Here is a 23,943-nt window from a genome sequence, read left to right as displayed (position 1 = left end):
GTTCCAAAGATACGGAGCTTCCGCGGCGCCCGCATCCATCTCGAGGATGATGTTACTCAATCGGTCCCGGCGACACCCGGGTCGTGCTCCGTTCGAGGTCAGGGCTGCAGACCCGCGATCGCCGGAGAGAATCCGAGCCGCTTGTTCGCGCAGCATCCGGGTCGGCAGACATCGAACCACGGCCCCAGCGTCGTCGCGTTCGCGCGAGCCTCGACCGGCCGTCCGACGATGCGCTCCTGCACGAGATCGACGAGCGCGCCGACGAACGCCGGATGCGTGCCCGGCGTCGCGGTTCGAAGGCTCCACAGACCGAGGCGGTCCGCCGTCTCGATCGCCTCGGTGTCGAGATCCCAGATGACCTCCATGTGGTCGCTCACGAATCCGAGCGGCACGATCAGCACCGCGCTGCGGTGTTCGAGCGCCTCGAGCGCGTCGTTGATGTCTGGCTCGAGCCACGGCTGAGAAGGCGGGCCGGACCGCGACTGGTAGACGAGCTGCCACGAGACGCCCGGTGCGGCGGCGGCCATGACCTCCTCGGCGACGGCCAGGTGCTGCGCGGCGTAGCCTCCGCCGTCGACATCGGTGAACAGGCCCGCACCCGACAGCTCCGCATCCTGAGTGGGGATGCTGTGCGTGGAGAACAGCACCTCGACGTTCGATGCGTCATGCCCGGCCTGCGCCGCGGCCGCGATGCCGTCGCGCACACCCTCGATGAAGGGCTGGATGAAGCCGGGATGCGAGAAGAACTGCCTGACCTTGTCGATCTGGATGATCCCCTGCGTGCCACTCGCCTCGAGCGCGTCGGCCCAGTCCTCGCGGTACTGCCGGCACGACGAGTACGACGAGTACGCGCTGGTCGGGATCGCGATCATCCGGCGGATGCCGTCGTCCGCCGCGCTCTCGAGCGCCTCATCCAGGTACGGCGCCCAGTTGCGGTTGCCCCAGTAGACGGGCAGATCCAGGCCGGCTTCCGCGAGAGCGGCCTTCAGCCCCTGGCGAAGAAGGCGGTTCTGGTCGTTGATCGGGCTCACTCCGCCGAACCGGCGGTAATGGTGGGCGACCTCTTCCAGGCGCTCGTCCGAGATGCCGCGTCCCCGTGTCACATTGCGGAGGAAGGGCAGCACGTCGTCCTGTCCCTCCGGGCCGCCGAAACCCGACAGCAGGATCGCGTCATAGGCGACCGGTTCGACGACATGCTCCGGCCCGGACTGCGCCGCCGGGGATGCGGACGGCACCTTCGCGCCTTGCTCGAGATGCACTCCCGACGCCTTCGGGGGCTTGAGCTCGCGACGGCCGGATGCTGCGGACTCGACCGCCTCGGCGTAAGGATCGTACTGCTGCTCTGATTCGGTGCTCATGTCCCTGCCTCCTGTTGACCTGTGCTGCTGCGACCGGGGTCTGCCATCGCGACCTTCTCCCACTCGGCGATCGGACCGCTGACGACCGTGAAGCCCGGATGCGGGTCGGGGATCGGCACCCCGCGCCATCGCTCCCACACCGACGGACTGCGCCTCTCGAGCTTCGCCAGTAGGTGCGTCCATTCGTAGGCGAGCTGGCCGTCGTTCACGGGCAGCGCCCTGCCGTACCCGGTGGCGCGGATCTTGTCCCTGGCGAAGCGGTACCCGCGCGCATCCGCCTCGTCGACGATGGCACTGAGGTAGTCGCCGATGGCCGTACGCGGCTCGTCGGTCTCCTGGAACCTTCTCAGCTGCGGATGCCGGGAGTAGCCCTTGCCCGGTTCGGAGATCACGGCCTGCGCGAGCAGACCCTCGCGCCAGCACGCCGTGAGCGCCTGGCGGTCGAAGTACTTCGGATGCACCGACCAGAGCCTCATGCCGCCTCCCCCGGAGTGCGCTCCGCCGTCGCACGCTCGGCCGGAGTGCGCTCGGCCGCCCGCAGGATGCTCTGCGCCATGCCGTTGAAGATCACGCCGTGGAAGGGCAGCAGCATCGCCCAGTACAACCGGCCCGTCAGCCCTTTCGGGAAGTACACGGCGCGCTGGCGGTAGAGGCTCCCGCCGTCGGCCGGCTCGACGCCGAGTTCGAGCCACCCTCGCCCCGGCATCCGCATCTCCGCTCGAAGGCGCAGTGTGCGCCCGTGCTCGACCGCCTCCACCCGCCAGACGTCGATCACGTCGCCGGTGTGCAACCGGGTCGGATGCCGGCGGCCCCGCCGCATTCCGACGCCGCCGACGAGCCGATCTATCCAGCCACGCGCGGCCCACGCCAGCGGGAAGGAATACCAGCCCTTCTCGCCGCCGATCGACTCGATCACGTCCCACACGGCTGCCGTGGAGGCGGCGGTGCGCCGCTCGCGCAGGTCGGTGAACACGGTGTGCCCTGCCCAGTCCGGATCGCTCGGGAGGGGGTCGCTCGGCGCGCCGGGCACTGTGGCGCTCTGCCAGCTCGTCTCGACCTGGCCCTCCTCCTCGCGCTTCAGCGCCAGCCGCACGGCCGTCCGGTACGGCAGCAGCCCTCCCTCTGGTGGTTCGATGTGCTCGTCGATGTCGTGCTCACTCATGACGCAGTCGTTCTGCAGCGAGGCGATGATCGGCACCGCGATCGAACGCGGAACGGGGCTCACCAGGCTCACCCACTGCGACGCGAGCCACGGCGTGAGCACCGGCAGCGCGGCGATCCCGCGCTGCGGGAGCCCCGCCTCGACCGCGTATCCGTTCATCATCTGGCCGTAGCGCAGTACATCGGGCCCTCCGATATCGAAGGTGCGGTTCAGGCCGTCCGGTAGGTCGACGGCTCGCACCAGGTATCGCAGCACGTCGCGGATGGCGATGGGCTGCACATGATTGCGCACCCAGCGGGGCGCAGGCATGTACGGCAGCACCTCGGTGAGGTGGCGGATCATCTCGAACGACGCCGACCCGGAGCCGATCACGATGCCTGCCTGGAAGACGATGGCCGGCACCTCGCTGTCGAGGAAGGTCTGGCCGACGGCGGCCCGCGACGAGAGGTGCTTCGACAGCTGCGCACCGTCGGGGTGCAAGCCGCCGAGGTAGACGATCCTGCCCACCTTCGCAGCCGTGGCGACCTCGGCGAACTGCTCTGCGTCGCGCTTCTCGGCATCCACGAAAGCCCGACCGGCACTCATCGAGTGCACCAGGTAGAACGCCGTGTCCACACCGTTCAGCGCGCGGCGGGTGGCGACGGCATCCGAGAAGTCGCCCTTGAAGACCGTGACCTGCTGCCGCCACGGCACGTCGCGCAGCTTCCATGGCGAGCGCACGTACACGCTCACCTCGTGACCTGCGGCGAGGAGCTGGGGAACGAGGCGGCCGCCGATGTATCCGGTCGCGCCGGTGACGAGCACACGGGTCATGCGAACAATCCTCTCGTCGTGCAGAGAATGAGCAGCAGGGTGATCGCGAACCCCACGGCGTAGTTGATGAACAGGAAACGCCGCCACGCGCGGTTGACGTCTCCGGAGCGCGCGTCGTCCACGCGAAGGTACGGCGCCGCGCTTAGCAGGTACGGCAGCGCGGCGAGCGCCGCGAGGTTCGCCGGCCACGGCACGAGGAGCATGAGCACGCCGGCGACGACCCACAGCGCGAACGCGAACCAGACGGTCTTCGATGCGCCGAGCACCGTCGCGATCGACCCGATACCGGCCTCACGATCGGGCACGATGTCCTGCACGGCGCCGAACGCGTGGCTCGCCATCCCCCAGCAGAAGAACGCGATCATCGTCACGACGATCGGCGGAGTGACGTCGGTGCCGGCGAGCGCCATGGCGTACAGGGCGGGCGTCACGAAGTGCGTGCTGGAGGTGATCGAGTCGAGGAACGGAATCTCCTTGAACCGCAGGCCGCGCACGGAGTAGGCGACGACCGCGAACAGGCTCACCGCGAGCACCGCCCACGACATCGGCCGATGCGCCCCGAGGATCAGCAGTGCGATCACGAAGGGTGCGGCGAGCAGACCGGAGGCGAGCAGAGTGACGCGGTGCAGCCGAGGCGGCAGCTTCGCCCCTTCTGCTCCGCCCTTGCGGGGGTTGGCGAGGTCGGACTCGTAGTCGAAGACGTCGTTGATGCCGTACATCGCCAGGTTGTAGGGCACGAGGAAGAACAGGGTCCCGATCGCCAGCGCGACATCCACGCGTCCGGTCGTGATCAGGTAGACGGCGGCGAACGGGTAAGCCGTGTTGATCCAGCTCAACGGGCGCGAGGCCGTGAGCAGCGTGCGGCTCGTCGAGAGGATCTCAGACACCGCGGCTCTCCTCGCGGTGAGCGTTACGAGTCCGGCGGGTGCCGCCCTCGCCGCCGAGCATCTGCCACGCGCCGCTGAGCAGCAGGGCGCCGGCGATCGGGTACAGCAGATCCTCGATCGGTATCAGTCCGAGGCGCACGCCGGAGATCTGCGCGACGCCGTAGTCGAAGAAGCCGGCCGCCATCATCACGTTGTCGAAGATGACAGTGAGGACGACGAGGGATGCCGTGGCCACTGCCCAGGCCGACAGGTAGCCGGCGAACGACCCGTGTCGCCTCGCGTGCACAGCACCGAGTACGAACACCAGCAGGGCGACGACGATGAAGGGCAGCGACATGAGCAGGTAGGTCATCGGCTCCTCCGCTTCGCGTGCCGGTTCCGCAGATGCCGCAACCCGCTGAGCAGCACGAGCGTGAGGTAGCAGAGGAAGACGAGGAAGAGCAGCTCCTCGATCGGGAACTGCGGGGCGAGCAGGATGCCGGTGGCCCACCGCGAGTCGACATGACGGAACACACCAAGGCCGATGCCGACCGCATCCCAGACGGTGAAGAACGCCAGCCCGGCGAGCAGCACGACCGCGGAGCGCGCCGGTGTGCGTGCGAACACGAGCCGGAAGCGCACATCGAGCAGGACGAGGCACGCGAGGGTCAGCAACAAGGACGCCGCGTAGACGAGATTCACGGTTCCTCCAGCGGGCCTGGGGAATGCTCGCCCCTCACGTGCTTGAGCACGAGTTCGGCGCTGATGAGGCACATGGGCAGTCCGACGCCGGGCACCGACGTCGCGCCCGTGTAGTAGAGACCGTCGACTCTGCGCGACCGCGTCACCCCGCGGAAGAAGGCGCTCTGGGCGAGGATGTGCGCGGGCCCCAGTGCGCTGCCGCGGAAGGTGTTGAACTCCGCCTCGAAGTCGGCCGGTCCGAAAGTGCGCTGCACGACGATCCTCGACTCCAGATCGTCGATACCCGCCCATGCGCCGATCTGCGCGATCGCTCTGTCGGCGACCAGGCGGACGAGCTCATCGCCTGAACCGTCCACGCCGCCGCGCCCGATCTCCGTGTCGGCCGGGAGCGGCACGAGCACGAACAGGTTCTCGTGCCCCTCGGGTGCCACGTCATCATCGGTCGCGCTCGGTTTGCACACGTACAGCGACGGCGCTTCAGGGATGCGGGTCGGCGAGCCGAAGATCGCGTCGAAGTTGTCGTGCCAGTCGTTCGAGAAGAACAGCGTGTGGTGACGCAGCTGCGGCAGGGCGCCTCGCACGCCGAGCATGACGAGCACGGCGCTGGGCCCTGAGACCTGCGCGTCCCAGCGCTTCTGCGGATACGAGCGGTCGGCTGGTTCGAGCAGGACTGTCTCGGTGTGATGCTCGTCGATCGCCGAGACGACGACGTCGGCGTAGAGCCGGTGCGCCTCGCCGTTGCGGGTGAACTCGACCGACCGCACGGCACCGTTCGCACTGGAGATCGCCCGCACATCGCTGTCGGCGAGAAGCTCGACGCCGTTCTCTCGCGCGATGTCGACGAGTGAGGTGACGAACGCGCGGAATCCTCCCCGCGGGTACTTCACGCCGTCGATGAGATCCATGTGGCTCATCAGGTGATAGAGCGCCGGAGCGTCGAACGGTGAAGTGCCGAGGAACACGGCGGGGTACGCGAGGATCTGCCGCAGCCGCAGGTCCTGGAAGCGGCGCGCGGCGAACGACCACAGCGACCGGAACAGCAGCGGCAGCACGGCGGGCGCGGCAGTCAGCACAGCTCGCGAGGTGAAATCCCGCCAGGACGAGAACGGGTTGTAGAGGAACGAGCGCACCGCCGCGCGGTACGTCTTCGTGGCGGATGCGACATACGCGCTGATCCGTCCTCCGGCGCCGCTCTCGCGGCTCTCGAAGAGAGCGGCGACGGCACGCTCGCCCGCCGGCACATCGATGGGCGCCTCCGGTTCGGCCTCCGTAGGTTCGCCGTAGATGCGATACCCCGGCTGCAGCGTCACGAGGTCGAGCTGCTCCGCGGTCGTGGTGCCCATCATCCGGTAGAAGTGCTCGAACACCTCGGGCATGAGGTACCACGACGGCCCGGTGTCGAACGTGAACCCGTCCCTCTCCCAGACGCCTGCCCGTCCGCCGAACGCACCGTTCTTCTCGAGGACCGTCACCTCGTGCCCGTCGCGTGCGAGCAGGCATGCGGTGGCCAGGCCGCTCACGCCGCCTCCGACGACGACGACCCTCTTGCCGCTCACGGACGCGCCTTCATCGCCAGGGCGCGCACCAGGATCCTGGCTTTGACAGGGTCTGGCACCCTGACTCTGGTGGTCATCAGCGCCGACGCGGGTGCCGCATCGAGGCGGTCGGTGAGCTCGCCGAACATCGCCCTGGCGGCCCAGACTGCAGGTCGGCACGCGGGGTCGAGAAGCGGGATGGCTTCATCGGCCACGCGGAGATCCTCGCGGATGGACGTGACAGCCTCGGACTTGGATGCCTCGGTGAGTGCCGGTGCAGGGCTCGTCGGAGCCACGGCCGGGAGATAGGTGCGTCCGAGATCGTCGTGATCGCCGGCGAAGTCGCGCAGGAAGTTGACCTTCTGAAACGCCGCTCCGAGGCGGCGCGCACCCTCCTGGAGCTGTTCGCGCTCGCTGACGTCGCGGACGGCCCCGGCCTCGAAGACCGCGAGGCACATGAGTCCGACGACCTCGGCTGATCCGTGGATGTACTCGTCGAGCTCTGCGTCGTCGAACACGGTCGCATCGAGGTCTCGGCGCATCGACGCGAAGAACGGCTCGCACAGGTCCATGCCGATCCCGTGCGCACGGGCGGTCGCAGCGAAGGCATGCACGACGAGGTTCGTGCTGAAGCCCAGCCTCAGTGCCCGCGCCGTCTCGGCCTCCAGGTCGTCCAGCATCTCCGCGCGGTTCTCGCGGTCGACGCCAGCGGCCTCGGCGGGACCGTCGACCAGTTCGTCGGCGATGCGCACGAGTGCGTAGATGCGGGCGATGTGGTCGCGCATCGATCCGGAGAGGAGTCGGCTCGCCCACCCGAACGACGTCGAGTAGCGGCGGATGACGACGCGGGCGCTGGCGTCAGCGGTCGCGGTGTAGAGGGCGAGGTCGGTCGACTTCATGACGTGCGCGTGCCGCAGGTCGAGACGAGGTCGATCAGCTGCTCGACCATCGGCGCGGGCAGGTGCGACTCCCGGATGAGTGCATGCACCTCCGTGCAGCGTTCGGAGATGAGCGACTCGACGAACAGCAAGGCACCCGACTCCTCGATGACGCGCCGAAGGCTCTCCCCCTCCGAGGCGCTCATCCCCTCGTCACCGAAGTACGGCTCGACGGTGGCCCAGGCCGGGTCCGCGCGCGCATACGACACGAGGAGAGTTTCCTTTCCCTCCCGCAGGTCGCCGAGAGCGGACTTGCCGGTCTCGCGTTCGTCGCCGAACACCCCGAGGACATCGTCTCTGAGCTGGTAGATCACGCCGATGCGACGAGCGATCAGCGTCAGCTCCTCGAGGAGGCTCGACGGCGCGCCGGCGAGCACCGCAGCGAGGGTGAGCGGGGCCTGGAACGAGTAGGCGGCGGTCTTCTGATCGACCATGGCCAGCACATCGTCGGCCGTCGCCGATTCGAGATGCAGGCTGAGCCATACGTCGTGGTGCTCGCCCGCTGCGCTCTCGAAGACGGTGTCGTCGAAGATGTCGAGCACGGCCTGCCGGCGCGACTCGTCCACGTCGAGCCTGGCGAGCACGGAATGCGCGAGTGTGAGCATGAGATCACCGGCGAGCAGGGAGGATGCTTCTCCCCACGCGTGTGCCTCTCGTCTCGGCGCTCCGCGCAGCAGCGCCTCGGATGCGAATCGACCGGTGATGTTCATCTCGCCGCGGCGGACCAGGTCACGGTCGATCACGTCGTCATGGATCACGAGCGCGACGTGCAGCAGTTCGATCGCGCAGGCGGCGTCGACGGCCGCGCGTTCATCCGTGCCCCCGAGGGCCGCGTACGCGTCCAGCAGCAGTCGCGGCCGCACCTTCTTGCCGCCCGACGCCAGTCGCTCGAGGGCATCCCACAACTGCTCGTACGTCGCGGAGAACGCTCGAGACCGTTCCCTCCTGAGAGCGAGGATCTCGGTGAGTCTCGCGTCGAACACGGCGACGGCGCCATCGACGGCTGGGTCACGCATGCTCGTTCCCGCCGGGAAGATGCGGAAGCACCTGCGGGAGGTGCTCCACGAGCCAGGGGCTGAACGCCCACGGGACCGCACCGGCAGCGAGTGCCAGTTCGGACGCCGTGGTCCAGCGCGCTTCGGCGACCTCGTCGGGATTCGGAGACAGTGCGGACGCGGCGGTGGCGATGAAGACCGGGCAGTACTCGTTCTCCTGGATGCCGGACGCATCGCGGGCGACGTAACTGAACTCCGGTGCGACGCACTCGATCGCATCGACCGCGAGGCCGAGTTCGAAGGCCGCGCGGCGTCGCACGGCATCCTCGAGGCTCTCGTCCGGTGCCGGATGACCGCAGAACGAGTTCGTCCACACACCCGGCCAGGTCTGCTTCGTCAGGGCCCGCCTCGTGACGAGAAGGCGACCATCGCCGTCGATGACATGGCACGAGAACGCCAGGTGTCGAGGAGTCGCAGGCCCGTGCGTCGTCGCCTTGCTGCGCGTGCCGACCGGAGTGCCCGCGTCGTCGACCAGAACGACCATCTCCATCGCACGCACCTCATTTCGTTAGCTAAGCGAGAGTTCAACTTATCATAAGAACTGTATGCTGAGACAGTGCCAGATCCGAAGCGCGACGTCTACGATGACGCTGGCATGCGCTACTTCTCCCGCGACTCGGACCTTGTCGACCGTTCGGATCTCACCGAAGCCGACATCGACCAGTGCGTGAGGGTCATGGAGGCGCTGCGTGGTTGGCAGGAGGCCGCCCGCACGCTCTCCGAGGCGTCGAAGAAGTACATGAAGCTCAACGAGAGCGACATGCGCGCGATCCGCATGATCATCCGGGCACAGCAGCAGGGGCGCGTGGTCACCCCGAAGGACATCGCCCGCGAGGTCGGGATCTCCAGCGCATCCACGACGAAACTGGTCGATCGGCTCGTCGCCGGTGGTCACCTCGTTCGCGCGCAGCATCCGAGTGACCGTCGAACGGTCTGCATCGAGGTCACGGAATCCACGCGGATCTCGGCGCACGAGACCATCGGGCGCCAGCACGCACGTCGATTCGCCGCCGCCGCCGCAATGCCTCCCGGCGACCGCGAAGCGGTGATCCGCTTCCTCACGGCGCTCACCGAGGCCGACGAGCCGCAGGGCGAGCTCGCCTGACGCGCAGCCGGGCCCCGGTGGAGCCTCGGGTGCCATGATGGAGGAGTGGCTGCCCCTCTCGCTGAACTGACCCGGATGCCGAATCCACAGCTCGTGTACGCCGCTGACGGCACGCGGCTCGCGACCTACACCTGGGGCGACATCGACGCCCCTGTCGTCGTCATCGTGCACGGCTTCGCTTCGAACGCGCGCGACAACTGGGTGCTCACCGGGTGGGTGCGCGATCTCACCGGCGCCGGCTATCGCGTGCTGGCGATCGATCAGCGCGGCCACGGGGCCAGTGACAAGCCCCACGAAGCGTCGGCGTACGCGATCCGCACGCTGGCCACCGATGTGGAGACGGTCATGGACGTCTACCTCGTCGAGGAGGCGGTCTACGTCGGATACTCGCTCGGCGCCAGGGTGGGCTGGGAGGTCGTGCGTGATCTTCCGCAGCGGATCACCAGGGCCGTGCTCGGCGGCGTGCCGGACGGCATCCCGCTCGAGCGTCTCGACATCGATCAGGTGCGTGCGTATGTCGATCGCGGTGAGCCGGTGCAGGACCAGACGACCAGGAACTACATCGCCCTGACCGAACGCGTCGCAGGCAACGACCTGAACTCGCTCCTGGCGTTGGCGGAGGGGATGCGCCTCACGCGGACGGTCGACCCCGATCCGTCCAACGCGCCCACCAGCCCCATCCTGTTCGCGACAGGGTCGAAGGATGCGATCATCGAGGGCTCGCGTGCGCTCGCGGATGCCGCGCCGCAGGGCCGGTTCTTCGAGATACCGGATCGGAATCACTTCAACGCGCCGGGCTCTCGTGCGTTCAAGGATGCGGCGCTGGAGTTCCTCGGCGAAGCCGCGGACTGACCTCGAAGCCGCGCAGTCGCCACCGTCTCGGCTTCCGGTCTACGCTCGGATCATGACCACTGTGATCCCCGCCATCGTCGCGCCCTCCGCCACAGAGCCGCTCTTCCTCGGCACGATCGAACGTCGCGACGTCGGCGCGAAGGACGTGCGCATCGACATCCGCTGGGCGGGCATCTGCCACTCCGACATCCACACGGTGCAGGGCGACTGGGGGACGCAGCAGTACCCGCTGACGGTCGGCCACGAGATCGTCGGCACCGTTGCCGAGGTGGGCTCCGAGGTGACGAAGTTCGCGGTCGGCGACCGCGTCGGCGTCGGATGCCTCGTGAACTCCTGCGGTGAGTGCGAGAACTGTGCGTCGGGCAACGAGCAGCACTGCCTGAATGGTGCGATCGGCACGTACGCCGCGACCGACGTCGACGGCACGATCACGCAGGGCGGCTATTCCACCGGCGTCGTCGTCACCGAGGACTTCGTGCTGCGCGTGCCCGAGGCGATCCCCTATGAGAAGGCGGCTCCCCTGCTGTGCGCCGGCATCACCACGTACTCGCCGCTGCGGCACTGGAACGCCGGCCCCGGAAAGCGGGTCGCCGTCGTCGGCCTCGGCGGGCTCGGCCACATGGCCGTCAAGATCGCGCACGCCATGGGCGCCGACGTCACCGTGCTGTCGCGCTCGCTGAGCAAGAAGGACGACGCGCTGGCACTCGGCGCCGACCACTACTTCGCCACCGAGGATCGGGAGACGTTCCGTTCGCTGCGCTCGAGCTTCGATCTGATCATCAACTCCGTGTCCGCGGCGATCGACATCAACTCGCACCTGAACCTGCTGGCCATGAACGGCACACTCGTCAACGTGGGCGCACCGGCAGAGCCGATGGCCGTCAACGCCGGCACGCTGATCGGCGGGCGACGCTCGTTCGCCGGATCGAACATCGGTGGCATCGCGGAGACACAGGAGATGCTCGACTTCTGCGCCGAGCACGGCATCGCACCCGACATCGAGATCACGTCGGCCGACCAGGTCAATGAGGCCTGGGCCCGCGTACTGTCATCCGATGTGCGCTACCGGTTCGTGATCGACATCGAGACCCTGAAGGGCTGACGCGGCTGCGGCCGCGTTCGCCGCACGGTCACTGCGCAGGAAGGCAGCCGCCGTCCTTGATGTATCCGCCGACCTCCACGGACACCGCCGCCGCAGTGACGACGCCGAACACGCAACCGCCCTCCGGTCCGTCGACGCCGAACAGGACGTCGCCGTGATCCTCGCGCACCTGTGGAAGCTCGAGTCCGGCAGCTGCGATCGCCTGTGTGACGGCGTCGACACTGACGCCGCCCGACGCCCGAAGCTCCTCGAGGACCTGACGAAGCGGTGCGGCGAGCGCCTCGGCCGCCGCGGCCGCCTCCGCTGACATCTCCATCCGATCGCGATGTCGTTCGTTCTGCGCCATCGCCTGATCTGGATCGTACGGTGCGCACTCCGCGGGTAGCTCGGCACCTTCCACCTGAGGGCACGCGACGGTCGGTGTGGGAGTTGATGCCTGGCCGGGTGCGAGCGGCTGCGGGGCGCAGCCGATGAGCAGGATGGCCACTGCGATCACACCCCACGCGCGTGAAGTTCGAGTCATGTCATCCGTTCGTCGTGCTGCAAGTGTCGCCGGCGGGCCGGCTCTCGTCCAGCATGAACCATCGGCGGTGCGATCTGCCGTGCCCAGCATCCCGTTGACACATGCAGTCAAACCGGTTTACACTTTCGTCAAACCGGTTCACGCGAGTTTACTCGGGTGCTCCGACGACAGCTACGAGGAGGTGGCATGACTCGCACGACGATCGCAGACGTGGCCCGCGAGGCCGGGGTCACGAAAGCCACCGTCTCGCATGCTCTCAGCGGGAATCGGCCGATCTCGACCGAGACGCGCGACAGGGTGCTCGCGGCGGCGGAGCGCCTCAACTGGGTGCCGAGCCAGAGTGCCCGCGCGCTGGCGACCCGGCGGGCCAATGCGATCGCCGTCGTCCTGGCGCGTGACCCTGAAGTCATCGCCAACGACTCGTACTTCCCCGCATTCATCGCCGGTGTGGAATCGGTGCTCGCCCCGACAGAGACGGCACTGATCCTCCAGGTCGTTCCCGACCGCGCGGCGGAGGAACGCGCGTATCGCGCACTCAGCCGCGGCCGGGCAGACGGGGCGCTCCTGCTCGACCTGCGCACCGACGATTGGCGCGTCTCGCTCCTCGACGGGCTGAACCTGCCGACCGTGCTGGTCGGCGCGTACGATCGGCCGACCAGGTTCTCCTGCGTGCGCACCGACGATGCCGCGCCGATTCGGGAGATCATCGACAAGCTCCGCGCCGACGGGCATGAACGCATCGCCCACGTGTCCGGACCGCTCGACTACGTGCATTCGAAGGCGCGCGCAGACGCCTACACAGACGCGATGGGCGGCGGCGATCTGCTTCGCGAGGGCGACTTCACCGCTGCGAGCGGCCGCAGGCTCACCGCCGAGCTGCTCGCCCCGCCGAATCGGCCATCCGCGATTCTCTATGCGAACGACACCATGGCGATCGCCGGGTTGTCCTATGCCCGCTCGCAGGGCCTCTCGATCCCGCGTGATCTCGCGATCTCCGGATTCGACGACGACCACCTGTCCGCCCACCTCTCGCCGGCGTTGACCAGCGTGTCGTCCGACCCCGCCGCTCGCGGCCGCGCGGCCGCCCGCCTTCTGCGGGAGGACATCCTCGGCGCCGAGCCTCGCACCGAGATCGTCGACTGCAACGTCGTCCATTTCCGAGAGAGCACCGAGCCTGCATCACCCGCATAACCCGAAGTGTCAAGGAGGACACCATGAAGAAGACACGCGCAGCAGCAGTCATCGCCGCCGTCGCACTCGTCGCGACCGGATGTTCGTCCGGCGGCGGCGGAGGTGGCGAGGGCGGTGCCGAGGGCACGGGCCCCATCGACATCTGGCTGTCGAACAACGAGCAGGAGGTCGCCTGGGGCACAGCCGTGGTCGAGGCCTGGAACGCCGAGCATCCCGACGAGAAGGTGACGGCGCAGGAGATCCCGGCCGGATCGTCCTCGGAAGAGGCGATCACGGCAGCGATCACCGCCGGCACCGCCCCTTGCCTCGTGTACAACGTCGCTCCGGCCGCCGTCTCCGGCTGGGTCAAGCAGGGCGGACTGGTCGATCTCAGCGCCATCGAAGGCGGCAGCGACTACATCAGTGAGCGGGGCGGAGACGTCGAGGCATACTCGAGCGACGGAAGTTTCCATCAACTGCCGTGGAAGTCGAATCCCGTCATGGTGATGTACAACAAGGCGCTGTTCGAGGCAGCGGGCATCGACCCTGAGGACCCGCAGATGGAATCCCACGATGCGTTCCTGGAGAAGTCTCGAGCGATCGTCGACTCCGGCGTGCAGAGCGCCATCTGGCCTGCACCGACGAGCGAGTTCTTCCAGCCGTGGTTCGACTTCTACCCGCTCTATCTCGCCGAGACCGACGGGACGATGCTCGTCGAAGACGGCACGTCCACTTTCGATTCGGATGAGGGACGAGCCGTCGCCGAGTTCTGGGCGACGTTCTACGAGGAGAAGCTGTCCCCCAACGAGGCGTCGACCGACGACGCGATGTCGGCCGGGACCACTGCCATGCAGCTCGCTGGCCCATGGGCGATCCCGTCCTACGCGGAGACCGTCGACGTGGGCTTCATGCCGGTGCCGACCAGCGACGGGCGCGAGAATCCGGTGACCTTCGCCGACTCCAAGAGCGTCTCGATGTTCACCGCGTGCGAGAACCAGGCCACTGCATGGGAGTTCCTCAAGTTCTCGACCAGCGAGGAAAGCGACGGGCAGCTGCTCGAACTCACCGGACAGATGCCGATGCGCACCGACCTCACGGACACCTATGCCGACTACTTCGAGGCGAACCCGAACTACGTGGCGTTCGCCGAGCAGGCGGAGTCGACCGCCGACGTGCCCAGCATCCCGAACTCGGTGGAGGCGTGGCAGGCGTTCCGCGACGAGTACTCGGCAGCCGTGATCTTCGGCAAGAACTCGATCGACGACTTCCTGAAGAACGCAGCGGCGAAGATCGACGACCTCGTCGCCGAGTGACCTCATGACCGACAACCGGCGGCTGCGCGCCCGATGGTTGGGCGCGCAGCCGATCGGCGGCCTCTTCGCGCTGCCGTACTTCGTCTTCGTGATCGCGATCTTCGCGTACCCGCTCGCCTTCGCGGTCTACATCGCCTTCCACGACTACTTCTTCACCGCCCCCGGCGCCGAGGTCGACCGCCCGTTCGTCGGCTTCGACAACTTCGTCACCGTGCTGACCGACCCGCGTGTGCTCGGATCGTTCCGGAACACGCTGATCTTCCTGGTCATCAACGTTCCTCTGACCGCCGTGCTCTCGCTCGTACTCGCGGCGGCACTGAACACCGGCATCCGCTGGGTGGCCGCGTATCGCGTCGCGTTCTACGTCCCTTATCTGACGGCGAGCGTGTCCCTCGTCGGCGTATGGATGCTGCTGTTCTCCGGCAACGGGCTGATCAACACGATCCTCGGCCCGCTCGCACCCGATCCGTCCTGGCTCGTGAACGGTGCGCTGGCGATGCCGATGATCGCGCTGTACGTGACCTGGAAGCAGTTGGGCTTCTACATCCTGCTGTATCTGGCGGCGCTGCAGAACGTGCCGAAGGAGCTCTACGAATCGGCTGAGACCGACGGCGCCGGAGCGTTCAAACGCTTCCTGCACGTGACGGTTCCCGGTGTGCGAAGCGCGACCACGCTCGTGCTGATCCTGTCGATCATCACCGGCGCGAACCTGTTCACCGAGCCGTACCTGCTGACCAACGGTGGCGGCCCCGACGGGGCTTCCTCCACGCCGGTGCTGCTCATCTACCAGCTCGGCATCCAGCAGCAGAACCCGGACACGGCGGCTGCGATCGGCATGATCCTCGTGATCCTTGTCGGGATGCTGTCGCTGGCAGCCAACCATGCCACGAAGGAGAGATGATGAAGCGCACACGCAAGGCGCCCCGCATCCTGAGCATCATCCTGCTCACGATCGCAGCAATCGCCTTCGCCTTCCCGTTCTACTTCATGCTGGTCGGCGCGTTCCAGACGAACCCGACCAATGCGCCGGACGAGCTGTTCCCGACCGGCGGCTGGACAGTGGACAACTTCGTCGCGATCGACTCGCGGATCGATCTCGCCGGATCGCTCCTCAACTCGCTGATCTTCACCGCGGGCGTGCTGCTGGGCACGGTGGTGTTCGGGCTGCTGGCCGGCTACGCCATCGCGCGCCTCGACTTCCGCGGCCGAGGAGTGATCTGGGTGCTGATGCTGCTCGTGCAGATGGTGCCGTTCCAGCTCCTGATGATCCCGCTCTACGTCCAGATCACCCGCAACTACGGACTGGGTGACTCGCACCTCGGAATGATCCTGCCGTTCCTCATCAACACGACGGCGGTGTTCATCTTCGTGCAGTTCTTCAAGGCGCTGCCGGTGGAGATCTTCGAAGCGGCGCGGATCGACGGTGCAGGCGAGATCCGACTGCTGACATCGGTGGCGATCCCGCTCATCCGTCCCGTACTCGTGACAGTGATCCTCGTCACCTTCATAGGCCCGTGGAACGAATTCCTCTGGCCGTTCCTCATCACGAAGGACGCCTCGCTCCAACCACTCGCGGTGTCGCTCGCGAACTACATCTCCAATGTCGCGCAGTCCACTGCGAACCCGAACGGCGCGATCCTCGCCGGCGCCACGGCGCTCGCGTTCCCCGTCGTGATCCTGTTCATCGTCTTCCAGCGGTTCTTCAAAGCCACCGACCTCGGAGCAGCCGTCAAAGGCTGACCAGAAAGGGAATCCATGTTCACCGGAGCCTCCTTCCCCCTCGGCCCGTTCACCCCGTACGAGGGCAACCCGATCCTGCGTCCGCGCGGTGACAGCTGGGAATCGGCCAACCTCTACAACCCGGCCGCGCTCGTCGACGGCGACGAGGTCGTGCTGCTCTACCGCGCGCACGCCGACGACATCGTGTCGCACATCGGCATGGCCCGATCCGCCGACGGCGTGAACTTCACTCGCGAGGATGCGCCGATCCTCTCCCCCTCCGAGGACTACGAGCGCTTCGGGTGCGAGGATCCGCGGATCGCGCTGATCGACGGGACCTACTACCTCACCTACACCGGCTGGGATCGCCACAGCGCACAGTTGTGCCTCGCGACGTCGACGGACCTGCGCACCTGGACCAAGCACGGTCCGCTGTTCGAGGGCTTCGACACGTTCAAGACGATGGATCCACGCGGGTTCAACTGGTCGAAGGCCGGCGTGATCGTGCCGGTGAAGATGCACGGCAAGTGGTGGATGTACTTCGGCGAGGGCGCGATCTACTGGGCGACCAGCGACGATCTGATCCACTGGACGCCAGGCACCGCCGACACCGATCCGATGTACTCCCCGACTCCCGGCACATGGGACGAGGCCCTGGTCGAGATCGGCACCTCGCCCGTGCTGGCCGACAACGGACTGCTGGTCTTCCTCACCAACGGTGCGACGCGCACGGTCAATGACGACGGCTCGGTCGACGTCGACTACCGATGCGGCCAGATCGCCATCGACCCCGATGAGCCGACGAAGGTGATCGCCCGGCTTCAGGAACCATGGCTGCGTCCGCAGACGTTCGAGGACACCAACGGTCTCGTCTCGAACGTGACGTTCGTGGAGGGGCTGGTGAAGTTCAAGGATCGATGGTTCGCGTACTACGGCCAGTCCGACACGACTCTGGCCGTCGCGATCCACGACCCGGCTCAGCCGTGGGGGCGTGCGCTGCGCACGGCGTGAGGCCGGTCGCGCGGGGTGAGGCCGGTCAGGCGCTCGCGGCCTGTTCGCGCTTCGGCAGCACCCATCCCGCGCGCGGGAAATGGCAGGTGTACCCGTTCGGGTATGTGATCAGATAGTCCTGGTGCTCGGGTTCGGCCTCCCAGAACGGACCTTCCGGCTCGATCGTCGTGACCGCCTTGGCCGGCCACAGCCCGGATGCATCGACGTCGGCGATCGTCTCACGGGCGATCTGCTCCTGCTCGGGGCTCAACGGGAAGATCGCCGAACGGTAGCTCGTGCCGATGTCGTTGCCCTGACGGTTCAGCGTCGAGGGGTCGTGGATCTGGAAGAAGAACGCGAGGACGTCGCGGTACGTCGTCTTCGTGGGATCGAACACGACCTCCAGGGCTTCGGCGTGACCGGGGTGATTGCGGTAGGTCGCGTAGGCGTTCTCGCCGCCGGTGTAGCCGACTCTGGTGTCGAGCACGCCGGGCTGGCGACGGACGAGGTCTTCCATGCCCCAGAAGCATCCGCCGGCGAGGACCGCCGTCTCGGTGCCTGGTGTGCGGGTGATGGTTCCGGTATCGGTCATGATGGACCCTCCTCGGGTGATGATCTGTCACCCCTTGAGAACAGTCTCACCGCTTCGGGCATTCCGCACCACATCGAGGTTCCGGGCGACAGCGGCCAGGGCATCGGGCCAGTAGTGTTGCTTTCCTGAACATCTAGGGGGACGCATGTCGGTTGGTCTGCTCGCCGTCGTCGACGACATTCTGAGCGCTGCGATGAAGGCGTCGGCCAAGGCCGCGGGTGTCGTGATCGACGACGCCGCTGTCACTCCGCAGTACGTGCAGGGCATCTCGCCGGCACGCGAGCTGCCGGTGGTCGCGAAGATCACGCTCGGATCGCTCGCGAACAAGTTCGTGATCATCATCCCGATCGCACTGCTTCTGACCGCGTTCGCTCCGTGGGTGCTGCCGTTCCTCCTCATCCTCGGCGGCACGTATCTCTGCTTCGAAGGCGCCGAGAAAGTGCTGGAGTGGTTCGGGCTCAGCCACGGCCGCGCCGATGAGGGTGCGCGCAACGAGAACAAGCTCGTCTGGGGTGCGATCCGCACCGACCTCATCCTGTCGACCGAGATCATGCTCATCTCGCTGTCGAATCTCGAGGCCGGGCTCGACATCTGGATGACGCTCGCGATCCTCGCCGCGATCGCCCTGTTGATGACGGTCATCGTCTACGGCGCGGTCGCGCTGCTCGTGAAGATCGACGACATCGGGCTGAAGATGGCGAAGAACCCCTCGCGTCGCGTGCGCCACACGGGGACGCGGATCGTGCGTTCGATGCCGGCGGTGTTCCGCGTCATCAGCGTGGTCGGAACGGTCGCCATGTTGTGGGTCGGCGGCCACCTGCTGCTTGCGAACCTCGGCGAGGTCGGCTTGGTGTTCTTCAGCGACATGCTGCACGGCATCCAGGAATTCCTCGCGCCCGCCGGAGCAGTCATCGCGTGGATCGGCGAGACCTTCGTCTCAGCGGTGGCCGGGCTCGCCGTGGGACTCGTGGTCGTCGGGATCGTGCTTCTGATCGGACGGATGCTGGGCAAGGAGCCGAGCTTCCATGAAGGCGAGGAATCGCCGACGACGGTGGGCGCGTAGTTCGCGATCTCGGCGGAGGGCTTTTCCGGCGGTGGGTGCGGGCGTAGCCTCGCGGAGCGGCGTGTGCGGGCCGCGGTCGCTGCGGGTGGGCGCATCGCTGCCGACGACCCCGCACCCCAATCGTGGACGATCGCGTCGCCGGACAATCACGGCGTTGACATCGCGGGCTGGGCGGACCTGGAGGCGTGATGCGCTCGCGTCTCTCGTGCCGGTCATCGTCTCAGACGAGAGGGACGAAGCTGTAGATCCCGGCATCCGCCCGTCTGTGCGGGAGGCCGTCACGCATGTCGACCACTGTCATCAGCCCTGCGATCGGCGCGACGAGGCGTCCGCCTTCGGCGAGTTGAGCCTCCAGCTGTGTCGGAACTGTCGCCGCCTGCGCTGAGACGAGGATCCGGTCGAACGGCGCTTCGTCGGGGAGGCCGAGGACACCGGGGACGGCTTCCCTGATCTCGGCGCGTGTTCCGGTCTCCGCGAGCCGCTCATTTCCGTACTCGACCAACTGCGGGACCAGCTCGACGCCGATGACGGCGCCCTCGTCGCCGGCCAGAACGCTGAGAATGGCGGTGGTCCACCCCGAACCGCTTCCCACATCGAGCACGCGGTCACCTGATTGCACGTCGAGCAACTCGAGCATCCTGGCCACCGTCGACGGCTGCGAGTTCGTCGCGTTCCAGCCGATCATCACCGGATGGTCGGCGTCTGCCAAGTGGCGCACTTCGGGAGGCAGGAAATCTGCACGCGGGGTGGATGACATGGCGGCGCGCACGCGGGCTTCTGTTGCGGGATCCACCCTGATTCCGGCCATGAAGTGACGGTACGCCGGAGGACGGCGGGGCACCAGGTGACGTCGGTGTCAGTGACGCCCGAAGGCTCGGGTGCCTCGCGTTTGCGGCGCGCCAGTCGCCGCTCGCCGCTCGCACTGTCAGTTTTCGAGCGCCGATCGTGTGCGCACTCTTCCTCCACGGGTGTGGGGTTTCGGGTGGTTGTGCACAGTTCGTGAAGGTGGTCTGATCTGGGGTTTGAATGTCGGTGGCCCCGGGTTGAATGGGGGTATGAGATCACTGGCGGAGGAGTTGGAGGGCATCGATCGGTTGTTGGCCGATGCGATGGGCTCCTCTGGTGCGGGTGGTGATCTTCGCGTCGCTGATGACGCCGAGCTTCTGGATGGCTGGTGGGACCCCTACGCCAAATGGCGATCCCCCCACCTCGACTACCAAGCCGTCGACGAAGCCCTCGACCACGAACGCCACACCGAACCCGAATCCACATGGAACACCCCGTGACAGCGTCTCGACGCATTTCCGTATCGACCCGGTCGGTGACCCGCCGACGGCATCCGATCGCTTCGACCTGACCATCGCCGGGCTGAACGAGCTCCTCCCCGACCTCGGGTAATGTTCCCAATGAACACACATGTGCTCCGGGGTCGGTGAAATTCCGAACCGGCGGTCATAGTCCGCGACCCGCTGCTCTTCGGAGCGGCGGTTGAACCGGTGGAACTCCGGTACCGACAGTCAAAGTCTGGATGGGAGAAGCACAGCGTGAGCTATGCGCGGCGACGCGCATGTCAGAGCGCAGCATCCTCCTCGGCAGCATCGATGCCGAATGGAGAACGATGGACATCCTGCGCTGGCTGGTCGAAGCCTTCAACTCGCAGTGGGTACTGCCCGGTGGGCAGAGCCTGCTCATCCGCGAGGTCGTCGGCAACGTCTTCGGCCTCGCCAGCGCACTGGGCGGCATGCGCCGCAAGGTCTGGGCATGGCCGGTCGGCATCGTCGGCAATCTGCTGCTGCTGACGGTGTTCCTCGGATCCATCCTCAACCCCGCCCATTCACTGCCGAACCTGCTCGGTCAGGCAGGCCGCCAGATCATGTTCATCGCCGTCGCGATCTACGGCTGGATCCGCTGGCACCAGGCATCCGCAGGCGGCGGGCAGGTGACTCCACGCTGGGCACCGAACAGCGCACGCGTCGGACTCGTACTCGTCATGATCATCGGAACGATCGCTCTGACGCCCCTGTTCCGTCTGCTCGGCTCGTGGGAACCGGTCTGGGCGGATGCCTGGACCTTCGTCGGATCGCTGCTCGCGACCTACGGCATGGCGAAGGGCTGGACCGAGTTCTGGCTGATCTGGATCGCCGTCGACGTCGTCGGCGTGCCACTGCTCTTCAGCTCCGGGTACTACGCCACCGGCTTCATGTACGTGTTCTACGGCGTCTTCACCGCCGTCGGATTCGTCGTCTGGTGGCGCGCGCACGCGAACGCCAAGCCGAAGATCGACACGATCATGCCCGACCCGCGCATAGCGAGGACCGACCAGAATGGAGAGTGATGTTCGACAGCCCGCTCTCCGCCTCGGCCTACGAGGTGCTCGGCGTCGACCCCACCGCCACCGCTGACGAGATCAAGCGCGCGTTCCGCCTGCGCTTGCGCCAGACGCATCCGGATGCGGGCGGCGATGCTGCCGCGTTCAACCAGGTGCAGCGGGCGTGGGAACTGGTCGGCACGGTCGAAGCCCGCGCCGCCTACGATCGCGGCCACGGCTTCTCGGCCGACGAGGTGACCTGGAGCGGTTGGCAGGCGCCTCCTGCCCGCACCGACACCCGTCCGAAGGCACGCTCCTATGGGCACCCGGGCGGTTGGCGTCGCGAGCGCTACCTGTCATTGATCCGCGAATGGGCGGGCCACGGCGTCGAAGTTCCCGACCCTTACGACCCGGCGCTCGTACGCTCAGCACCGCATGAACTGCGCCGAATGCTCGCCGACGCCCTCGCCGAAGAGGAGACCGCGCGCACCGTTTCCGACCTCGGCATGGGCTTCACCGTGTGGCACGACGTCGCGACCGGCCCGGAGCCCGACGCGAAGCTCGATCACGTCATACTCAGCCCGTCCGGCCTGTACGGCGTGCTGTCCGAGGACTTCGGCGAGGTCGTCCGCTTCCGACGCGGCGAGATCATCGGCCCGGCCGTCGACGGCGCCGCACCCATCGCCGCTCTCCTCGCCCGCATGCGCGTCGTCGCACGTTCGGCCCGTGTCCGCTTCGGCGGAGCGATCGTCGTGCTGCCCGACGACGACCTCGACCAGGCAATCACGCCCCTCGGGAAGGTGCGCGGCGTCCCTGTGGTCGTCGTGCGCCGCAGCGCGCTGCACACCGTGCTGCGCCAGGGCGTGCCGGGCGCGCGCGACATCGGCGGCAACGAGCTGTTCGATGTGCGCACGCGCCTGCAGCACGCCGTGCGATTCGTCTGAGCGACGGGCTCAGATCGAGCCGAGCGCTCAGCAGAACGAGCTGACCGCCTCCCATGCCGACGCCACCTCGGCCTGACCCTCACGGGTCACGGCCGCTTCGATCAGGCCGTACGAGCGATCGGAGGCGAAGAACACCTCGTTGGGGTTGTCGAGACCGTACGGTTCGAGATCGACGACGAAGTGATGCTTGTTGGGCATCGAGAAGCGGATCTCCGCGATCTCAGGATGCGCTGCGAGCACCGCACGGCCCATATCGAACAGCGTCGCCTGCAGCGCAGCCGAGTATTGCCGCGTGAACTCCTCCAGCAGGATGCGCTTCACGTCCGCGTAGATCTCATTGAAGTCCAGATCGCGAGCATCGGCATCCTGGGCGTACCGCCAGCGCGCCGAGACGTCGGTGGCGAGGATGCGGTCGGTGGTCTCCTTGAGCGACGTGTATCGGTCCTTCGGGAACCCGACGAATCCGGACTGCGTGGTCTTGAGCACCGTCAGTCCCTTCAGCCCGGCGATGATGTGCCGCTCCGCCCCCCCGGCGACGACGACGGCCGTGCGCGTCTCTTGCCCCGAGCGCACGAACGAGTGGTCATGCCCCTCGCCGTCGACCTGGATCCGGTCCCACGCGTAGCTCTCAGCGAGCCAGCGACCGCCCTTGACCCAGTCGAACGAGCTCGTGAAGTGATCGGAGAGCCGCAGCAGGAACGCCTCGGGCGAACCGATCCCCTCCCGCGCGAAGCAGAACACGGTGTTCTTCTGGGTGTCGGTAGCGACGACGTGACCGTTGTCGCCGTCGAGGTGCGCGGCCTGGAAGTCGCCGCGCAACTGCGAAGTGACATTGAGGTCCTCGATCGAGTGCCGGTCACCGTCTCTGGTGACCTTGACGACGCGGACCTCGGCCTTGCCGTACTGGTTCGGGCCGAGAATGATGCCGTCGTCCGGCGTCGCGGTGGAGGTCTCGGTGCGGGTCATGATGTCGGTCATCGTTCTAACTTCCTCGGTAGGTCGAATATGCGAAGGGGCTCAGCAGCAGCGGCACGTGATAGTGACGCTGCTCGTCATCGACGACGAACGTGAGCACGACTTCGGGATAGAAGGTGGGGGTGTCGGTGCGGGCGAAGTACCCGCCGGTGTCGAAGTGGAGCCGGTAGGTGCCGGCGGGCACGGCCTCGGGGCCGAGCTGCTTGGCGCGGCCGTCGGCATCCGTGACGCCCTCGGCGAGCAGCATCCACTCACCGTCTCTGAGAGCGGAGAGCACCACAGTGACCCCCGGTGCCGGAAGCCCCTGGACGGCATCGAGCACGTGGGTCGTGATGTGCGACACAGCAGTCATGCGGTGATGGTTCCTCTCAGTCGGAGCAGCGCGATCTCTCGCAGCTGCCCGGCGATGATCCGCTCTTCCGAGGCAGGATCGTGCTGCAGACGTTCCCGCAGACTCGACAGGATCTCGCCCGCCGATCGCCCGGCCGCGCGGATCAGGAAGACCCGGCCGAAGCGCTCCTCGTACGCGAGGTTGCCGTCGCGAAGCGCCTGCTGCACGTCGGCATCGGACGGGTCGAGTCCGGCCTGCTCGGAGCGCGACAGCGTCGCCTCCCTGCTGTCGCCCCCCGCACGTTCACCGATCCGAGGATGGTGCGCGAGAGCCGAATCGATCTCCTCGGCCGTGAATGGATCGGCGGCCTGCGCCGCCTCCGTCACGAGAGAATCGACCGACTCGTACGGACGGCGATCGACGATGTCTTCACACCATCGCGTCACATCGATGCACGGCCTGAGCGCGGCGACAGCGTCGCCTCGCTCCGCCAGATTGAATTGCTCAAGCAACATCGCTTGATCTCT

Annotated in this window: 28 protein-coding genes, 1 pseudogene and 1 riboswitch; of the genes and pseudogenes, 12 read left to right on the top strand and 17 right to left on the bottom strand. The window is 67.2% G+C overall.

Annotation, left to right across the window (positions count from 1 at the left end):
* Nucleotides 1-98: 98 nt before the first annotated feature.
* The 11 genes and pseudogenes from J1M43_RS01935 to idi form a co-directional block, all read right to left on the bottom strand.
* Entirely contained in the window at nt 99-1,358 is a 1,260-nt protein-coding gene (locus J1M43_RS01935) for a ferrochelatase (protein WP_206475558.1), read from the bottom strand.
* On the bottom strand, nt 1,355-1,834 hold the full coding sequence (locus J1M43_RS01930) for a pyrimidine dimer DNA glycosylase/endonuclease V (RefSeq protein ID WP_206475557.1): 480 nt from the start codon (nt 1,832-1,834) through the stop codon (nt 1,355-1,357). Before J1M43_RS01930 ends, J1M43_RS01935 begins: the two co-directional genes overlap by 4 nt.
* Nucleotides 1,831-3,333, bottom strand: coding sequence for an SDR family oxidoreductase (locus tag J1M43_RS01925; protein WP_033105678.1), 1,503 nt, complete (start codon nt 3,331-3,333; stop codon nt 1,831-1,833). Before J1M43_RS01925 ends, J1M43_RS01930 begins: the two co-directional genes overlap by 4 nt.
* Entirely contained in the window at nt 3,330-4,220 is an 891-nt protein-coding gene (locus tag J1M43_RS01920; protein WP_152594840.1) for a prenyltransferase, read from the bottom strand. The genes J1M43_RS01925 and J1M43_RS01920 overlap by 4 nt, the downstream gene beginning before the upstream one ends.
* Complete coding sequence (locus tag J1M43_RS01915) at nt 4,213-4,572, bottom strand: lycopene cyclase domain-containing protein (RefSeq protein WP_033105677.1); 360 nt, start codon at nt 4,570-4,572, stop codon at nt 4,213-4,215. The genes J1M43_RS01920 and J1M43_RS01915 overlap by 8 nt, the downstream gene beginning before the upstream one ends.
* Nucleotides 4,569-4,901 (bottom strand): lycopene cyclase domain-containing protein, encoded by a 333-nt coding sequence (locus J1M43_RS01910; protein ID WP_206475556.1) that lies wholly within the window; start codon nt 4,899-4,901, stop codon nt 4,569-4,571. The genes J1M43_RS01915 and J1M43_RS01910 overlap by 4 nt, the downstream gene beginning before the upstream one ends.
* The gene (gene crtI, locus J1M43_RS01905) at nt 4,898-6,421 is read right to left on the bottom strand and encodes a phytoene desaturase family protein (RefSeq protein WP_327036968.1); all 1,524 of its coding nucleotides are present in this window, start codon (nt 6,419-6,421) and stop codon (nt 4,898-4,900) included. Before crtI ends, J1M43_RS01910 begins: the two co-directional genes overlap by 4 nt.
* Nucleotides 6,410-6,481 (bottom strand): annotated as a pseudogene (locus J1M43_RS17135) (hypothetical protein); the annotation flags it as partial. The gene crtI and the pseudogene J1M43_RS17135, both read right to left, overlap by 12 nt.
* Complete coding sequence (locus J1M43_RS01900; RefSeq protein ID WP_206475555.1) at nt 6,454-7,335, bottom strand: phytoene/squalene synthase family protein; 882 nt, start codon at nt 7,333-7,335, stop codon at nt 6,454-6,456. The pseudogene J1M43_RS17135 and the gene J1M43_RS01900, both read right to left, overlap by 28 nt.
* Nucleotides 7,332-8,390, bottom strand: coding sequence for a polyprenyl synthetase family protein (locus J1M43_RS01895; protein ID WP_206475554.1), 1,059 nt, complete (start codon nt 8,388-8,390; stop codon nt 7,332-7,334). The genes J1M43_RS01900 and J1M43_RS01895 overlap by 4 nt, the downstream gene beginning before the upstream one ends.
* A complete protein-coding gene (idi, locus tag J1M43_RS01890; protein ID WP_274607426.1) occupies nt 8,383-8,919 on the bottom strand; it encodes an isopentenyl-diphosphate Delta-isomerase in 537 nt (178 codons plus the stop codon). The genes J1M43_RS01895 and idi overlap by 8 nt, the downstream gene beginning before the upstream one ends.
* Nucleotides 8,920-8,985: 66 nt before the next feature.
* Between idi and J1M43_RS01885 the strand changes: the two genes are divergently transcribed.
* Genes J1M43_RS01885 through J1M43_RS01875 form a run of 3 tightly spaced genes read left to right on the top strand, consistent with a single transcriptional unit; the run spans nt 8,986 to nt 11,488 of the window.
* Nucleotides 8,986-9,534 carry a MarR family transcriptional regulator gene (locus tag J1M43_RS01885; RefSeq protein ID WP_307823196.1) on the top strand — a complete coding sequence of 183 codons (549 nt, stop codon included), beginning with the start codon at nt 8,986-8,988 and terminating at the stop codon, nt 9,532-9,534.
* Nucleotides 9,535-9,579: 45 nt separating this feature from the next.
* Entirely contained in the window at nt 9,580-10,386 is an 807-nt protein-coding gene (locus J1M43_RS01880) for an alpha/beta hydrolase (RefSeq protein WP_307823195.1), read from the top strand.
* 52 nt (nt 10,387-10,438) lie between these two features.
* Nucleotides 10,439-11,488 (top strand): NAD(P)-dependent alcohol dehydrogenase, encoded by a 1,050-nt coding sequence (locus J1M43_RS01875; protein WP_206475553.1) that lies wholly within the window; start codon nt 10,439-10,441, stop codon nt 11,486-11,488.
* Between the two features lie 28 nt (nt 11,489-11,516).
* On the opposite strand, the gene J1M43_RS01870 is transcribed toward J1M43_RS01875, so the two are convergent.
* Nucleotides 11,517-12,011: a hypothetical protein gene (locus J1M43_RS01870; RefSeq protein WP_206475552.1), complete on the bottom strand. Its 495-nt coding sequence runs from the start codon at nt 12,009-12,011 to the stop codon at nt 11,517-11,519.
* Between the two features lie 186 nt (nt 12,012-12,197).
* Here J1M43_RS01870 and J1M43_RS01865 point away from each other — a divergent pair, with 186 nt between their 5' ends.
* Genes J1M43_RS01865 through J1M43_RS01845 form a run of 5 tightly spaced genes read left to right on the top strand, consistent with a single transcriptional unit; the run spans nt 12,198 to nt 17,224 of the window.
* Complete coding sequence (locus J1M43_RS01865) at nt 12,198-13,202, top strand: LacI family DNA-binding transcriptional regulator (protein WP_206475551.1); 1,005 nt, start codon at nt 12,198-12,200, stop codon at nt 13,200-13,202.
* Between the two features lie 23 nt (nt 13,203-13,225).
* A complete protein-coding gene (locus J1M43_RS01860; protein WP_206475550.1) occupies nt 13,226-14,494 on the top strand; it encodes an extracellular solute-binding protein in 1,269 nt (422 codons plus the stop codon).
* Between the two features lie 4 nt (nt 14,495-14,498).
* Nucleotides 14,499-15,395, top strand: a complete 897-nt coding sequence (locus tag J1M43_RS01855; protein ID WP_206475549.1) for a carbohydrate ABC transporter permease — start codon at nt 14,499-14,501, stop codon at nt 15,393-15,395.
* The gene (locus J1M43_RS01850) at nt 15,392-16,234 is read left to right on the top strand and encodes a carbohydrate ABC transporter permease (RefSeq protein ID WP_206475548.1); all 843 of its coding nucleotides are present in this window, start codon (nt 15,392-15,394) and stop codon (nt 16,232-16,234) included. The genes J1M43_RS01855 and J1M43_RS01850 overlap by 4 nt, the downstream gene beginning before the upstream one ends.
* A gap of 15 nt (nt 16,235-16,249) precedes the next feature.
* A complete protein-coding gene (locus tag J1M43_RS01845; RefSeq protein WP_206475547.1) occupies nt 16,250-17,224 on the top strand; it encodes a glycoside hydrolase family 130 protein in 975 nt (324 codons plus the stop codon).
* 25 nt (nt 17,225-17,249) lie between these two features.
* Here the strand turns inward: J1M43_RS01845 and msrA are convergent, their stop codons facing one another.
* Entirely contained in the window at nt 17,250-17,795 is a 546-nt protein-coding gene (gene msrA / locus J1M43_RS01840) for a peptide-methionine (S)-S-oxide reductase MsrA (protein WP_084595680.1), read from the bottom strand.
* Nucleotides 17,796-17,940: 145 nt separating this feature from the next.
* Here msrA and J1M43_RS01835 point away from each other — a divergent pair, with 145 nt between their 5' ends.
* Nucleotides 17,941-18,858, top strand: a complete 918-nt coding sequence (locus tag J1M43_RS01835; RefSeq protein WP_206475546.1) for a DUF808 family protein — start codon at nt 17,941-17,943, stop codon at nt 18,856-18,858.
* A gap of 220 nt (nt 18,859-19,078) precedes the next feature.
* Here J1M43_RS01835 and J1M43_RS01830 read toward each other — a convergent pair whose 3' ends face one another.
* On the bottom strand, nt 19,079-19,666 hold the full coding sequence (locus J1M43_RS01830) for a protein-L-isoaspartate O-methyltransferase (protein ID WP_206475545.1): 588 nt from the start codon (nt 19,664-19,666) through the stop codon (nt 19,079-19,081).
* Nucleotides 19,667-19,913: 247 nt separating this feature from the next.
* On the opposite strand from J1M43_RS01830, the gene J1M43_RS01825 reads away from it, so the two are divergent.
* From J1M43_RS01825 to J1M43_RS01815, 3 genes are all read left to right on the top strand, one after another.
* On the top strand, nt 19,914-20,144 hold the full coding sequence (locus tag J1M43_RS01825; protein ID WP_206475544.1) for a hypothetical protein: 231 nt from the start codon (nt 19,914-19,916) through the stop codon (nt 20,142-20,144).
* 129 nt (nt 20,145-20,273) lie between these two features.
* Nucleotides 20,274-20,402: riboswitch (FMN riboswitch) on the top strand.
* 74 nt (nt 20,403-20,476) lie between these two features.
* Nucleotides 20,477-21,193 (top strand): nicotinamide riboside transporter PnuC, encoded by a 717-nt coding sequence (gene pnuC / locus J1M43_RS01820; protein WP_206477282.1) that lies wholly within the window; start codon nt 20,477-20,479, stop codon nt 21,191-21,193.
* Nucleotides 21,193-22,110: a J domain-containing protein gene (locus tag J1M43_RS01815; protein ID WP_033105661.1), complete on the top strand. Its 918-nt coding sequence runs from the start codon at nt 21,193-21,195 to the stop codon at nt 22,108-22,110. Before pnuC ends, J1M43_RS01815 begins: the two co-directional genes overlap by 1 nt.
* A 27-nt stretch (nt 22,111-22,137) precedes the next feature.
* On the opposite strand, the gene pucL is transcribed toward J1M43_RS01815, so the two are convergent.
* The 3 genes from pucL to uraD are packed head-to-tail and all read right to left on the bottom strand — an operon-like array spanning nt 22,138 to nt 23,931.
* Complete coding sequence (gene pucL / locus J1M43_RS01810; RefSeq protein WP_235272340.1) at nt 22,138-23,088, bottom strand: factor-independent urate hydroxylase; 951 nt, start codon at nt 23,086-23,088, stop codon at nt 22,138-22,140.
* A gap of 4 nt (nt 23,089-23,092) precedes the next feature.
* Nucleotides 23,093-23,437, bottom strand: coding sequence for a hydroxyisourate hydrolase (uraH, locus tag J1M43_RS01805; protein ID WP_206475543.1), 345 nt, complete (start codon nt 23,435-23,437; stop codon nt 23,093-23,095).
* Nucleotides 23,434-23,931, bottom strand: coding sequence for a 2-oxo-4-hydroxy-4-carboxy-5-ureidoimidazoline decarboxylase (uraD, locus tag J1M43_RS01800; RefSeq protein ID WP_206475542.1), 498 nt, complete (start codon nt 23,929-23,931; stop codon nt 23,434-23,436). Before uraD ends, uraH begins: the two co-directional genes overlap by 4 nt.
* Nucleotides 23,932-23,943: the final 12 nt, after the last annotated feature.

The organism is Microbacterium sp. KRD172 (assembly GCF_017168295.1).
GTDB lineage: Bacteria > Actinomycetota > Actinomycetes > Actinomycetales > Microbacteriaceae > Microbacterium > Microbacterium profundi.
This window is presented reverse-complemented; position numbering and strand designations above follow the sequence as displayed.

What these genes read in the sequence shown, in the direction of transcription:
- J1M43_RS01935 (WP_206475558.1), bottom strand. Translation starts at nt 1,358, where the DNA reads ATGAGCACCGAATCAGAGCAGCAGTACGATCCTTACGCCGAGGCGGTC.
- J1M43_RS01930 (WP_206475557.1), bottom strand. Translation starts at nt 1,834, where the DNA reads ATGAGGCTCTGGTCGGTGCATCCGAAGTACTTCGACCGCCAGGCGCTC.
- J1M43_RS01925 (WP_033105678.1), bottom strand. Translation starts at nt 3,333, where the DNA reads ATGACCCGTGTGCTCGTCACCGGCGCGACCGGATACATCGGCGGCCGC.
- J1M43_RS01915 (WP_033105677.1), bottom strand. Translation starts at nt 4,572, where the DNA reads ATGACCTACCTGCTCATGTCGCTGCCCTTCATCGTCGTCGCCCTGCTG.
- J1M43_RS01900 (WP_206475555.1), bottom strand. Translation starts at nt 7,335, where the DNA reads ATGAAGTCGACCGACCTCGCCCTCTACACCGCGACCGCTGACGCCAGC.
- J1M43_RS01895 (WP_206475554.1), bottom strand. Translation starts at nt 8,390, where the DNA reads ATGCGTGACCCAGCCGTCGATGGCGCCGTCGCCGTGTTCGACGCGAGA.
- idi (WP_274607426.1), bottom strand. Translation starts at nt 8,919, where the DNA reads ATGGAGATGGTCGTTCTGGTCGACGACGCGGGCACTCCGGTCGGCACG.
- J1M43_RS01875 (WP_206475553.1), top strand. Translation starts at nt 10,439, where the DNA reads ATGACCACTGTGATCCCCGCCATCGTCGCGCCCTCCGCCACAGAGCCG.
- J1M43_RS01870 (WP_206475552.1), bottom strand. Translation starts at nt 12,011, where the DNA reads ATGACTCGAACTTCACGCGCGTGGGGTGTGATCGCAGTGGCCATCCTG.
- J1M43_RS01865 (WP_206475551.1), top strand. Translation starts at nt 12,198, where the DNA reads ATGACTCGCACGACGATCGCAGACGTGGCCCGCGAGGCCGGGGTCACG.
- J1M43_RS01860 (WP_206475550.1), top strand. Translation starts at nt 13,226, where the DNA reads ATGAAGAAGACACGCGCAGCAGCAGTCATCGCCGCCGTCGCACTCGTC.
- J1M43_RS01855 (WP_206475549.1), top strand. Translation starts at nt 14,499, where the DNA reads ATGACCGACAACCGGCGGCTGCGCGCCCGATGGTTGGGCGCGCAGCCG.
- J1M43_RS01850 (WP_206475548.1), top strand. Translation starts at nt 15,392, where the DNA reads ATGATGAAGCGCACACGCAAGGCGCCCCGCATCCTGAGCATCATCCTG.
- J1M43_RS01845 (WP_206475547.1), top strand. Translation starts at nt 16,250, where the DNA reads ATGTTCACCGGAGCCTCCTTCCCCCTCGGCCCGTTCACCCCGTACGAG.
- msrA (WP_084595680.1), bottom strand. Translation starts at nt 17,795, where the DNA reads ATGACCGATACCGGAACCATCACCCGCACACCAGGCACCGAGACGGCG.
- J1M43_RS01835 (WP_206475546.1), top strand. Translation starts at nt 17,941, where the DNA reads ATGTCGGTTGGTCTGCTCGCCGTCGTCGACGACATTCTGAGCGCTGCG.
- J1M43_RS01830 (WP_206475545.1), bottom strand. Translation starts at nt 19,666, where the DNA reads ATGGCCGGAATCAGGGTGGATCCCGCAACAGAAGCCCGCGTGCGCGCC.
- J1M43_RS01825 (WP_206475544.1), top strand. Translation starts at nt 19,914, where the DNA reads ATGAGATCACTGGCGGAGGAGTTGGAGGGCATCGATCGGTTGTTGGCC.
- pnuC (WP_206477282.1), top strand. Translation starts at nt 20,477, where the DNA reads ATGGACATCCTGCGCTGGCTGGTCGAAGCCTTCAACTCGCAGTGGGTA.
- J1M43_RS01815 (WP_033105661.1), top strand. Translation starts at nt 21,193, where the DNA reads ATGTTCGACAGCCCGCTCTCCGCCTCGGCCTACGAGGTGCTCGGCGTC.
- pucL (WP_235272340.1), bottom strand. Translation starts at nt 23,088, where the DNA reads ATGACCGACATCATGACCCGCACCGAGACCTCCACCGCGACGCCGGAC.
- uraH (WP_206475543.1), bottom strand. Translation starts at nt 23,437, where the DNA reads ATGACTGCTGTGTCGCACATCACGACCCACGTGCTCGATGCCGTCCAG.
- uraD (WP_206475542.1), bottom strand. Translation starts at nt 23,931, where the DNA reads ATGTTGCTTGAGCAATTCAATCTGGCGGAGCGAGGCGACGCTGTCGCC.